The organism is Roseibium sediminicola (assembly GCF_023156505.1).
Taxonomy (GTDB): domain Bacteria; phylum Pseudomonadota; class Alphaproteobacteria; order Rhizobiales; family Stappiaceae; genus Roseibium; species Roseibium sediminicola.
Genome location: NZ_JALNMJ010000048.1, coordinates 1 through 12,068 on the forward strand (window position 1 = coordinate 1; position 12,068 = coordinate 12,068).

The 12,068-nt window shown below is 55.1% G+C and carries 10 protein-coding genes and 2 pseudogenes; 2 read left to right on the top strand and 10 right to left on the bottom strand.

Features of this window, described 5'->3' with window-relative positions:
- Nucleotides 1-295 precede the first annotated feature (295 nt).
- Nucleotides 296-424, bottom strand: a pseudogene (locus M0H32_RS28930) (IS5/IS1182 family transposase); the annotation flags it as partial.
- Between the two features lie 104 nt (nucleotides 425-528).
- Here M0H32_RS28930 and M0H32_RS28935 point away from each other — a divergent pair.
- On the top strand, nucleotides 529-1,569 hold the full coding sequence (locus tag M0H32_RS28935; RefSeq protein ID WP_248160184.1) for an IS481 family transposase: 1,041 nt from the start codon (nucleotides 529-531) through the stop codon (nucleotides 1,567-1,569).
- Nucleotides 1,570-1,961: 392 nt separating this feature from the next.
- On the opposite strand, the pseudogene M0H32_RS28940 reads toward M0H32_RS28935, so the two are convergent.
- From M0H32_RS28940 to M0H32_RS28975, 8 genes and pseudogenes are all read right to left on the bottom strand, one after another.
- Nucleotides 1,962-2,180, bottom strand: a pseudogene (locus tag M0H32_RS28940) (transposase); the annotation flags it as partial.
- Between the two features lie 77 nt (nucleotides 2,181-2,257).
- Nucleotides 2,258-3,631 (bottom strand): MmgE/PrpD family protein, encoded by a 1,374-nt coding sequence (locus tag M0H32_RS28945; protein WP_248160186.1) that lies wholly within the window; start codon nucleotides 3,629-3,631, stop codon nucleotides 2,258-2,260.
- Nucleotides 3,628-4,560: an ABC transporter permease gene (locus M0H32_RS28950; protein ID WP_248160188.1), complete on the bottom strand. Its 933-nt coding sequence runs from the start codon at nucleotides 4,558-4,560 to the stop codon at nucleotides 3,628-3,630. The genes M0H32_RS28945 and M0H32_RS28950 overlap by 4 nt, the downstream gene beginning before the upstream one ends.
- Nucleotides 4,560-5,678: an ABC transporter ATP-binding protein gene (locus tag M0H32_RS28955; RefSeq protein WP_248160191.1), complete on the bottom strand. Its 1,119-nt coding sequence runs from the start codon at nucleotides 5,676-5,678 to the stop codon at nucleotides 4,560-4,562. Before M0H32_RS28955 ends, M0H32_RS28950 begins: the two co-directional genes overlap by 1 nt.
- A 4-nt stretch (nucleotides 5,679-5,682) precedes the next feature.
- Nucleotides 5,683-6,342: an ABC transporter permease gene (locus M0H32_RS28960; protein ID WP_282449612.1), complete on the bottom strand. Its 660-nt coding sequence runs from the start codon at nucleotides 6,340-6,342 to the stop codon at nucleotides 5,683-5,685.
- 54 nt (nucleotides 6,343-6,396) lie between these two features.
- Nucleotides 6,397-7,275, bottom strand: coding sequence for a glycine betaine ABC transporter substrate-binding protein (locus tag M0H32_RS28965; RefSeq protein WP_248160193.1), 879 nt, complete (start codon nucleotides 7,273-7,275; stop codon nucleotides 6,397-6,399).
- A 367-nt stretch (nucleotides 7,276-7,642) separates the two neighbouring features.
- The gene (locus M0H32_RS28970) at nucleotides 7,643-8,902 is read right to left on the bottom strand and encodes a M24 family metallopeptidase (protein WP_282449613.1); all 1,260 of its coding nucleotides are present in this window, start codon (nucleotides 8,900-8,902) and stop codon (nucleotides 7,643-7,645) included.
- Nucleotides 8,903-9,041: 139 nt separating this feature from the next.
- Nucleotides 9,042-9,917 carry a HalD/BesD family halogenase gene (locus M0H32_RS28975; RefSeq protein WP_248160196.1) on the bottom strand — a complete coding sequence of 292 codons (876 nt, stop codon included), beginning with the start codon at nucleotides 9,915-9,917 and terminating at the stop codon, nucleotides 9,042-9,044.
- 103 nt (nucleotides 9,918-10,020) lie between these two features.
- Between M0H32_RS28975 and M0H32_RS28980 the strand changes: the two genes are divergently transcribed.
- On the top strand, nucleotides 10,021-10,887 hold the full coding sequence (locus tag M0H32_RS28980) for a LysR family transcriptional regulator (RefSeq protein WP_248160199.1): 867 nt from the start codon (nucleotides 10,021-10,023) through the stop codon (nucleotides 10,885-10,887).
- Between the two features lie 238 nt (nucleotides 10,888-11,125).
- Here M0H32_RS28980 and M0H32_RS28985 read toward each other — a convergent pair whose 3' ends face one another.
- On the bottom strand, nucleotides 11,126-11,917 hold the full coding sequence (locus M0H32_RS28985; protein WP_248160201.1) for a substrate-binding periplasmic protein: 792 nt from the start codon (nucleotides 11,915-11,917) through the stop codon (nucleotides 11,126-11,128).
- Nucleotides 11,918-12,068: the final 151 nt, after the last annotated feature.

Sequence of the window (12,068 nt, forward strand, 5' to 3'; positions counted from 1 at the left end):
GCGCAATCGGATACTCAACCCCATGCGAAGCCGAGGAGGCCTTCTTTCGAAACCTAAGCGCCCTTGATAAGGTTGCCTAATCTTTGAAACAAAATCTCTCCGGTAAACCCGGGGCAGTTCAGCTGAGTCGAGCCGTAGATCGCTCTCAATGAGCTTGCACTTCCGGCGCTCCGACTGCGATTCCCACTCAAATTGAGCAAGCAGATGTTCGGAATTGAACAAAGGCTAGAAGCGGTCTTTATGAAGGCATTATTAGAAATAAAGTGCGGTCCATGGATTTAGGGTCTGTGGACATTTAGCGCAAAACGATAATGGTAGCGGCCGGGTTCCAAGGGGCTTGATAGCTGGCATCGGTTTTGTCGTATCTTGTATTTATGCCACTGAACTCTTTGATTTTGCTGAAATAGTTTTCGATCAGATGACGTGTAGAAGTTGAGACTTGATCTGACATCTCGGTTTTCGAGCTGAGGGTTACCGGCTTTGATGGTTGTGACCAAACAATCATCTCCAGCCCAAAAGGTAACCCTCATGTACGAGAGTAACGAACGGATCATCAAACACAAAGTCGGTCTTCTGAACTTGGCCGAAGAGCTTGGCAATGTCGGTCAGGCCTGCAAGGTGATGGGACTGTCCCGAGACACCTTCTACCGCTACAAGTCAGCCATTGAGGATGGCGGTGTTGAAGCGCTTCTGGACAAGAGTCTGCGCAAACCCAACCTGAAGAACCGAGTCGATGAACAGGTTGAGGCCGCTGTCCTGGCCTATGCTCTTGAACAGCCCGCCCATGGACAGGTTCGTGTTTCCAACGAGTTGCGTAAGCGGGGTGTCTTTGTCTCCCCGTCCGGCGTGCGGTCCATCTGGCTCAGGAACGATTTGGCCAACTTCAAGCAACGCCTGAAAGCGTTGGAGGCCCACGTGGCTGAAACGGGCTCGATCCTGACCGACAGCCAGGTGGCAGCTCTTGAGAAGAAAGCCCAGGACGATGAAGCCTGCGGCGAGATCGAAACGGCTCATCCCGGCTATCTGGGCTCTCAGGACACGTTCTATGTCGGCACCATGAAGGGCGTCGGCCGGATCTATCAGCAAACCTTCGTCGATACCTATTTCAAGGTCGCTTGCGCCAAGCTCTACACAACCAAGACGCCGATCACAGCGGCCGATCTTCTCAACGACCGGGTGCTGCCGCTGTTTGAGGATCAGGATCTGCCTTTGCTGCGCATCCTGACCGACAGGGGCACGGAATATTGCGGCAAGGCCGAGAGCCATGATTACCAGCTCTATCTGGCGATCAACGACATCGATCACACGAAAACCAAGGCAAAATCACCGCAGACAAACGGTATCTGCGAGCGCTTCCACAAGACGGTCTTGCAGGAATTCTATCAAATCGCATTCCGAAAGACCCTCTTCGAAACCATCGATGACTTGCAAAAGAAGCTGGACTTATGGATTGATCACTACAATCACGAACGCACGCATCAGGGCAAAATGTGCTGTGGCAGAACACCCATGGAAACCCTGATCGACGGAAAGCAGGTTTGGCTCGACAAGAAAATGGACCGAACCTGATCTGACAAACACAGCCGCAAAGGCGGTAACCGTCAGATCTAATCGAAACTTCTACAGCTAAGGAAAAAACAACTTGCCGCCGAAAGCACGGCGGACGAGCCATAATCGCTTCGGAACCAACATTCCCCCATCTCTCCGACAGAAACCGTCATTTTTGTCTCTGGGGGGAAACAGGAAAATATGGTGGGCCCAGAGGGACTAGCCAAACTGAAGAAAATCAATAGCTTAGCGAAAGGAGGGACAAATCACCTATCCGAAGGATTTCAAAGGCTTACGAAAGTTGTTGTCCCACCGTTTTGCTTCTTTGCCTCACTTCCAATTGCTGCCCATACGGGTAGCTGGAGGCATGCATGAGCGAGCGCCGTCCGTTCCGGGAAGTGAAGCTTCAGTGGCTGCTTCGCAAGCAGCTTCTTCAGTTTTGCGTTCTCTTCTTCAAGGGCCTTCAGCCGTTTGGCATCAGAAACCTCCATGCCGCCGTACTTCGAGCGCCACTTGTAAAAGGTTGCATCGCTGACACCGTATTTGCTGCAAAGTTCGGCGGCCGAAATGCCCGCCTGATGTTCTTTCAAAATGCCAATGATCTGTTCTTCGGAGAACCTGGATCGCTTCATCGTCTGCTTCCTTCAATTGGGGACAGACTAACCTCAAAACGCGGAGTTTTCAGGGGAGCAGGTCACACCAAATGAATTCATGGCCGTGCGAGGACATCATTGAGCAGCTGGCCTAAAGATTGACCAGAGCCAAGCGCCAGAACCACTTCCTCAATCCTCCTTGCGCTTTCGGTTCCGATCACAGGATCTGAATAGCGGTGGAACTTGTCACGCAACTCCGCCGACGCGATACCGGTTTCCGGGTCGCCACGGGCCTCGGTGTCCGTAGAACACAGCTCCGTACCATCAACCAGATGAAGCACGACGCGCGCTAACCGCCGAGCAGGGAAAGCCGCATTGAAGTCTCCACTCTCGGTGATAACCATGCGCTGCGCGACGGCCAGAACCTCCGGGTCTGACAGAGCGGCGCCAACAAGATCTTCCGGTTCTACCCGGCCACGTACGAGGGCGATGGCGGCTGGATAAGTGGTCGAATACTGAGCTTCTTCGGTTGTGCGCGGACACACCGTTGCAAGGCGTCGCGATTCATGGAACGTCACAATTTCGACGCGGTCCACCTCTCGGTTTGAGATGCCGTAGCGCTCACGCAGATCGAGGATCGACTGCACAGCCGGCTGAGCCCAGCGGCATACCGGAAAAGCCTTGTAATACTGCTCGTGGATACGCCAGACACAACCAAGATCGTCCCACAGATCGGACACCGAGGCGTCCGTCACGGTCAGGGCCGGTGCACCGGTAAACCCATCTGCGGCGAGATAGGCCGCCGAAACTCCCGCCATCGCGCCCCAGCCGGAACCATCCTTGACCATGGTCGGGTGGTCGATACAGCGCATCATCTGGCTGCGCGGTCCATGATACTCGGCAATACCGATTGCTTCATGAAAGGTCGCGGAATCAGCACGCAGGACGCGAGCACCCAGTGCTGCGCAGGCGACCGCCACCCAGGCACCAGATGTGTGGTAGTCACTGGCGGTGCGGTGCAGCGCGATGCCGGCGCGCGTCCCGATCTCGTAACCAATCACCATCGCGGTAAGGAACTCTCGGTCGCAGGTCATGCCTTCGGCCTCCGCCAGCGCGAGCAACGCTGGCACGACTCCACAGCCCACATGCCCCTTGGTCAATTTGTGACCGTCGTGACCGTCCATGGCATCAACGGTCATTGCACCGGCGAGCGCCGCGCCTTGCGGACTGACGGGTCGGCTGTCAAACAACATGCGTGCACTGCGGCTTCCCGCACCAAAGTGTTCGGCGGCGTGACGGCGGGCAATACGTGACAATTCGGTCGTTGACCCGCTCGCAGCGACCCCGAGAAGGTCGAGTAGCCACAGACGAGCGGCTTCACAAGCACTTGCCGGAATGTCTGACCATGTGCTGTCCAAAACGAACGAAGCGACGGCATTGCCTGGCCGGTTCGAAGCACCTTCATCGGGCGTGGGCAGCACGCGCATCATCGCAGCGGGTTCACGCCGCGCGGCACAAGCCAGTATTGTCCCTGCGCCAGAAGAAAATCGACAAAAACCGCGAGCAGGGCAACCGGGATGGCCCCCGCCAGCATCATTCCGAAATCATTGAGCGCGATGCCTTGGAAGATCAGTTCGCCAAGTCCGCCGCCGCCGATAAGAAAAGCAAGGGGAACCGTACCGACATTGATTGCGAGTGCGGTTCGAATGCCTGCAAAGATGACGAAAAGCGCGTTCGGCACTTCAACTCGCATCATGATCTGGCGTGGCGTCATTCCCATGCCGGTGGCGCTTTCGATCAGATGGGATGGCACGGAGGAGCAGCCTGCATAGGCATTTCGTACGATCGGCAATAACGTTGCCACGAAAAGGCCGAAGACCGCGGGTAGCGATCCGATCCCTAGAACGCTCATCGACAAGGCGAGAATTGCAAGTGTCGGGATCGTTGTGCCGACGTTCAGAACCTGCATTAGCGCCTCTGCATATCGTGCCATATAGGGCCGTGACAGCCAGACACCGAAAGGGACTCCGACGAGTATCGCTAGAAGACCCGAGACCAGCACAAGCGGTATATGCTGAAGTGTCGCGCTGAAATCACCGGATAGGAACTCCGTGACATCGCGCCATTCGCCGAATGTCAGGTAGATGACGTCGTCGCGGAGCTCCCAGATCGATTGCAAGATTCCCGACGCCCAGGCCCAAGCCCCGAGCGCAAACAGTGCGAGCGCGTAAATTACACCGTTGAATCGCTTCAGAGTACCCGCACCGATGGCGTCGGCAAGACGCATTGCGCCTGCTAGCCGGTCGATGCCACTCTTCAGCCGATTGCGCGTTCGGCCGGCAGCCTGATAGTCGGTGTCACGGAAACCGTCATCTTCATAGGTGCGGACGTTGGCGTCTTCGGAGGCAGCCCGGTTCATCACTGATCCCTATAGGTTGCGCCGAGAATATGGGTGATGCCGCGTTGGGTAATGTAGCCCTTGTAGTTTCCGTCATCATCCACGCAGGCAAGCCAGGTTTCATCCGCTGAAAACATCGCAGAAACCGCATTTCGAAGATCTTCATTTATTCGAACTGTGGTTGGCAGCTTTGAGTAGTGCTCGCCTACCCTGCCTTTCTGGCCGCGTGCATCCGAGAGACGGATTGCACCTCGGGCGCGGCCACGCGGACCCACCATGATGATAGACTGGTGCCCGTGTTCCTCCATCTTGGCGACGGCGTCGCTCAAGCTGTCATCCGCGGTGACCCGCGGCGGATCCTTCATCATGGCTTCTTCCACCGTGATGAGACGCAAACGTTTAAGCGTTCGATCCCCCCCGACGAAATCAGCTATGAAATTGTTCTTCGGGTGTGCGAGCAGGTCATCCGGTGTATCGTATTGAATCAGCTTACCTGAATCGAAAATCGCGATGCGATCGGCCATCTTCACGGCCTCGTCAATGTCATGGCTGACGAACATGATGGTCTTTTTGATCTCGCTCTGCATGCGAAGGAATTCATCCTGAATCACTTCGCGATTGATCGGGTCGATCGCGCCAAAGGGTTCGTCCATCAGCATAACCGGCGGGTCAGCGGCGAGCGCCCGTATCACCCCGACCCGCTGCTGCTGGCCACCTGAAAGCTCTTTGGGAAACCGTTTGAGAAAGACCGCCGGATCGAGTGCGACCAGCTCCAGCAACTCCGCTGCACGAGAGCGGCTTTTCTTGCGGTCCCATCCGAGAAGATCAGGCACAGCGCATATGTTTTCCTCGACAGTCTTGTTGGGAAACAAGCCAATCTGCTGGATAACGTAGCCGATCCGGCGCCGCAGCGTTATCGGATCAGTTTTGGTCACGTCGGTTCCGTCGATGAAGATGCGACCGGAGGTTGGCTCCACGAGGCGGTTGACCATCTTCATTGTCGTTGTCTTGCCACATCCGGAAGGACCAAGCAGGACACAGATTTCGCCCTCTGGCACTTCCATGTCAATGCGGTCCGCGGCGGTTATATCGCCAGCAGGCGTTCCGAAGACCTTGGTGAGTTCGTCGAGCCTTATCATGGCTTCATCCTCGTTTTACGGAGAGACCCCGCGGCGTCAGCCGCTTCTGGAGCCAAAGCAGAAAAAAATCGGCGGCAATCGCCAGGATGGAGACGGCAAGAGCGCCCGCAACCAGTTGCCTGGGATCGGTCTGACTGATCCCGCGCGAAATAAGTTGGCCGAGCCCACCGGCGCCGATATAGGCAGCGATGGCGGCAACGCCGATGTTCATGACAACCGCGGTGCGCACACCCGCCATGATGACTGGGATTGCAAGGGGTATTTCCACCTGACGCAAGCGTTGCAATGGCGTCATCCCGATCCCGCGTGCGGCTTCGCGCAGCGCCGGATCGACATTGGCAATTGCGGTATATGTGTTGCGGATGATTGGAAGCTGCGAATAGAGCAGAATCGCGATTACCGCTGGCACATAGCCGATGCCCTGACCAATCAGCGACAGGATTGGAATCATCACACCGAACAATGCGATCGACGGCACGGTGATGATAATCGCAGCGATATAGAGGACGGTATCGGCGGCACGCTGGTCTTGGGTGATCGCGATGCCAATGGGAACACCCGTAAGAATCGCCAGTCCCACCGCGACAGCAACTATCTGGATGTGCTGTAACGTCAACTCCAGTATCGTATCCATGTTGGAAAAGATAAAATCGATGATTTCCAATAGCTTGCCCCACTAACCTGAAAACCGGGCGGCCTGATGCCGCCCGGATTGCACTTACAAAAGCCCATGTTCAGTCAGGAAACCTGCAGCGACCTCTTCTATCGACATCCGTTCAACATCGACCTGAGCGTTGAGCAGCTGCATGGTTGCGTCATCAATGACATTCGCCATAGCGTTCAACGGTTCTTCCAACCCAGGATTGGCCTTTAGCGTCTCAGTGCGGATGACCGGCGCAATGGCATAGTTGGGAAAGAAACCCTTGTCGTCTTCAAGGACGCGGAAGTCGAACGCTTCGATACGGCCGTCGGTGGCAAAAACGAGCGCCACATCAACCTCGCCCTCGTTCAGCGCCTGGTAGGTGAGGCCGGACTCCATCGATTTGAGATTGCGACGGCCGACCTTAAATTCATAGGCCTCTTCGAGGCCTGGCAATCCGTCAGGCCGTCTTGGAAACTCGGCGTTGACTGCAATATCAACACCATCGCCGTCATTAAAGGTGACAGCCAAATCGCTTAGCGATTTGATGGAGCTCGTGTCCTCATCCCCTTGTTTCACTGCAAAGGCATAGGTGTTGTTGGCCCTTGATGGCTCCAACCAAGTTAGACCCTGTTGTGCATCGAGCTCACGGACCCGCGCCAGCGTTTCGTCGGGTCCGAGCTTTTCTTCAATCTTGTTGTAGGTAACAAGAGACGTTCCCGTGTATTCCCAATAGAGGTCAACCTGACCATTGACCTGCGCCTCGCGCAGGACGGTCGAGCCCAGGCCATCACGTTTTTCAACGCTGAATCCCTTCGCCGACAAGAGCTGTTCGGTCATCTCGGCGAGCAGCAATTGCTCAGTGAAGTTTTTGCCTCCAACGACGATCGTATCCTGCGCCATGGCTGTGGTGGCAAGTGGCAGAAGTACGGCGACGCAAAGCAGTTTTCTAAACATGGTCTTCTCTCCCTTTTTCAAAGTCTTGGATGTCAGGTAAATCCTTGTTTCAGCCGATCCCGAACAATCGACGGAACGCCTAAATCGTCGAGAAGGCGGGTCGTCTCGCGATAGACAAGCGAGACATTGCTGTCGCGCGCAGTCGGCAAGACCGCGCGAACCCGGAGGATTTGCTCATAGTCAAGGTCTGCGTGAATGAGTTCTTCCTCATCGCCGGCTTGCGCAACGAATTGCCCCCGGTCGTCGATGATCCCGAAACCACCTCAAAATTCAGATCACCGCTCACGGCGGCGAGCTGTGCAACGGCAACCTTTAGGAAACGCGGCATTGCTGCGTACAATCTAGAAAGGTCCGTGATGGGCCGTCATCAAAATACACGGTCGAGCAGCTCCTCGCTGTATGGGTAACGAGACATCTTCGCAATGCCGGTTTCGGTAATGACGACCTGCTCCTCCAGCTTGACACCATCGTCGGCGTCTACTTCCCCGATATAGCTCTCAACCGAGACAACCATTCCGGGTTCAAGAATGCCGTCCTTCGAGTATTTGTTGAAATCACCCTGATGGGCGACGAGTGGCGTTTCGCCATGCAAGCCCACGCCGTGAATAATGGAGGGGTAACGACGGTCATAAAACCGATCTGGTATCTTCCAGGCCCGTTCGGCCAGTTCACGATAGCTCATGCCCGGACGCAGCAGATCCATGTTGTGATGAATCTGATCGTAGGACATGCGGTAGAGTTCTTTTTGATACGCAGTCGGACGTCCGGGACCGACATGAAATGTGCGCGAAAAATCGCAATAATAGCCATGACAACCGATGGTGTCGGTATCAAGTGCGACGAGTTCACCTGGCCTGATCGGCCGTTCGCTTGCTTCGTTGAACCAAGGGTTTGTACGCGGTCCTGAGTTGAGAAGCCGGGTTTCGATGAACTCGCCACCCTGCCGGATCACATTGCCGTAAAGCACGGCAAACAATTCATTTTCAGTGATACCGGGTTTGATTGCCTGTTCCACCTCGTAGACTGCGGCCTCGGTTCCGGCGACAGACTGCGCGAGACATGCGATCTCCTCCGGTGTCTTGATACGTCTGCAATGCAACGTGTCCTGCATGCAGTCGACCGCGTTGAGACCCTGCGCTTCGAGCGAGCGAACTAGGTTTACCGAAGCCCGGTCGAGCCCCACCTTTGTGCTGCCATTGCCGTGCTGGCGAACCAGATCCGCGATCTCCTGACCGAATGGGTCCGAAGAGAGGTCGTCGCGGCCATTGACCGACGACCAGACAACTTTCGACACGCGGTGTTCGTCGATGGTTTCGAGCCATATCGAAACATGCTCTGATCCGGGATACTCGAACAAGATAATCGGACCTTGAGCCGGTACGTATATGTATCGGGTTGAATTGCGCAGAAAATAGCCGAACATGTTGCGCGAACCCGTGGCGTAGCGCTGATTGTTCGGGTCAAACAAAACGACCGCCGCATAGTCCTGCTCGACCATCATTTGCCGCAGACGTGCCAAACGGCCCGCACGTAATCGCTTGGGATCAAAGGCTTGCGGGATCGGGTCGGTGTTGCTCGTCGGCGCGGACGGCACGATCGGAATGTCGTCCGGCTCGCCGTCTGTCAGTGCTTCGGTTTCAACTATGCTCACTGATCGTTCCAATTCTTCATGCTTGGTCGTTATTGAGGTTGCGGGCGCCCGCTCTTTCCCGCATGCGAGCAGTCCTTGATCCAAGTCAGCGCAACCCGGTTTCCACGTGGTCAAATTAGTCTGACAGAGCGTCGGTTCGCACCACGGCTTCGCTCAGCATCCGCTCGTGGATAGGCGCCATCCGGCCGAAAATCGCTTTTGCACGCTCCGGCCGGCCCACGAATCCAGGTTCCTTGGCATAGGCGAAGATCACAGTGTGGCGCTCGCGTTTGCCTTGCACCGGACTCACCCGATGGAGCGAGTTGCGCCCGAAAAAGATTTGAAGGTCGCCTGGAGTGAGTTCCAGTGATTTAAGCGCGCTGTGATCTCCATCTAGAATGGCCTGAACGCCCTCGAAATTCTCACCATGCGCACCGCGAATACCCGGCGCGTATTGAAAGACACCGCCACCTTCCGGCTTGCGCGTCTGCATGGTCACGATGAAGTCGTTGCTATCGAAGTGCCACGGATGCTGGCGCCCTTCCTTGAGAACATTGACTACCAGATCAGCCAGCGGGTCGGCGAACTCATGGATTTCGTCTTCACCAACGACCGCCGCAATGAACGACTTAAAATCGAGATTGTGATAAATCGTCCTCAAGATCGTGTCAGGCTCGATCCGATCACCCGCGACGAAACCGTTCGTGCGATCATCAAAACGGTTCTTCGGATGTTCGGGTGGAAGCGACGGGTCCGCAGCGGAATTATAGGGGTTTGTCTCTGTCTCGTTCTGATGCGCGTTCGGCGAGAGGCGCTCCGTTTCGGCTTCGAGACGGGTCAGCATCTCCGGGCGCACAAAATCCTTGAGCACGACGCAGCCATCGTCGGCCAATTGTTGTCGGCACATATCGACTAGAAGCCGTCGCGCCTCACTGTGATGGTCGGTAATCGGATACCGTTCGAGGTCAATACAGTCTTCAATCCGGAAAGCGGTGAACGTGGCGTCGGTCATTTTTTTCACCTAATACGAGTGAGTGTTAGACCAACGGTAGATCGGTTTTTCCTATTACAAAAACGAGTTTACTCAATGGTTTCTATGAGCAATACTCATCGATATGGACACAGATCTTTTACGTGCTTTCGTTGCCGTCGCCGATACCGGAGGCTTCAGTTCCGCCGCAAACCTTTTGAATCGCACACAATCTGCGGTCAGCTTGCAGGTCAAGCGCCTAGAAGAACGGCTCGATACCTCTCTGTTTGACCGGACGAGCCGAAGCGTCACCCTATCGACGGGAGGCGCGCGCATGCTCCCCTATGCGCGCCAGCTTCTACTGCTTGAAGAGCAAGCTCAGGCCGCAGTGGCCCACAACCGGGCCTCAGAGACTTTGCGGCTCGGCTTGACCGAAGAACATGCCGCCGCTTACTTGCCCCAAATACTTGAGACAATGGTCGCGGAGTATCCGGACGTTCGGCTCGACATCAGTTGCGATATCTCATCGCGGCTTGTCGAAAGCTTCCAGCGCGGTGAACTCGATTTGGTGCTTGTTGTCCGTCATCGTCCGACTCGAACCGGACGTCTGCTCGGGGTTGAGCAATTGATATGGGTCTGTCGCGATGACTTCGAGCCTGACTTTGAAAAACCGATACCACTGGCTCTTAACCCTGATGGCTGCATCTTCCGTGCCCATGCGCTGGCGGCTTTGGGCAGAGAGGGCCGCGATTGGCACGAGCCTTATGTCAGCACTTCGCCGACTGGTATCAACATACCGGTACGAACCGGTCTCGCCGTGACCGTCAAGACACCACGCAGTGTTCCGTCAGGATGCAGCGAGGCGGGAAAGCGCCTTGGCTTGCCGGAACTAGGCCTTGCCGAAATTGAGATGCATGTCTCGCCGGCGCGCATCAGCGAAGCTTCCAGCCTACTCGTTTCTGAAATTACCCGACTGACGTCAAAGAAATGGGGGAGTGATCAGCACATTTGATCATAAACAAGGTTGTAAGCGGGCTCGACTACTGACCTGCGCTTGACCTATATTCGTTCCACGAAGAATTAAGCATTTTTTACACCTCCCGCCCCCCTGGAGCAGGCAGGTTCTCTCTGTGCAGAGTCGCTATCTCTTGATCAAGGTCAGATTGTGTGGCCGGTTACTCTGGATCACGCTCATCCTGCTGACTACCTATTGCAACAATTACCATCAACCCAGCCTAGCCGCTCGAAAGCTACCTCGCCAACACTGATCTCAGCTCATCAATGATCGTCTTTGTTTCAGCAGAAACAATTTTTGCGTAAGTTCCATCAACGTTCATGTTGTGAATGGCGTCGTTGATCATTTCTAAGGCACCTGGAATGTCCATAGTTTTTGGAAACCCGACATAGTTCGGATCCAACTTGTAGGGAGGCGACAAAACTTTGAAGTCGTCTTTGTGTTCTCTAAGCCACTCGTTTTCCGCGATCACTGTTTCCAACGCGATTGCACCCGGGCTTAGGAGTACGAGATCAACCCGACCCGCGACAAGCATTCGGAGCTGATCCTCACGATCAGTGGTTTCAACGGCAACCAGATGGCCTGCCCGCTTGGCTTCTTCGAAATCGTCGCCATAGGTGGCTCCACTTTTGATCCCAACCCTTCTGCCTACCAGACTTTCCAAGCCTGAATACTCAAATTCGTGCCCCTTCCTTGCCACAAAGACAAGTTCGTCGAAAAAAAGTGGCGCGCTGTAGTGCCAATGCTCTTCGCGTTCCTTTGTCTTTGAGAAGCCAATAATTGCGGCTTTTCCAGCTTGACTTAGGACCAGCGCCCGTTTCCAGGGCACAAGTTCATCGGTGAATTCAAACCCAGTCCGGTTGGAAATCTCTTCAAGCAAAGCAATATGTATCCCCATTGCCGTTCCGTCTTCTGAAAGCCAATTCTTGGGTTTGGCATTGTCATCACCGACGATGGGGATCGTTTGAGCCCACAAAGGGGAAGAAAACAGGGCAATTAACGCCAAGACTGTGCTTGCTAGCTTCATTTCTTCCCTCCTTATGACTCATAAATGCTGAGCTAGCCCGCATTTCTCAAAGCATTAGGTGCATCGGCCCCAAGAATCTGAGAACATTCTTTTGCAACAGAGAGTTATCAGGTTCTGATGCGGGGTCCGATGCCAACACACTGTATCTGCG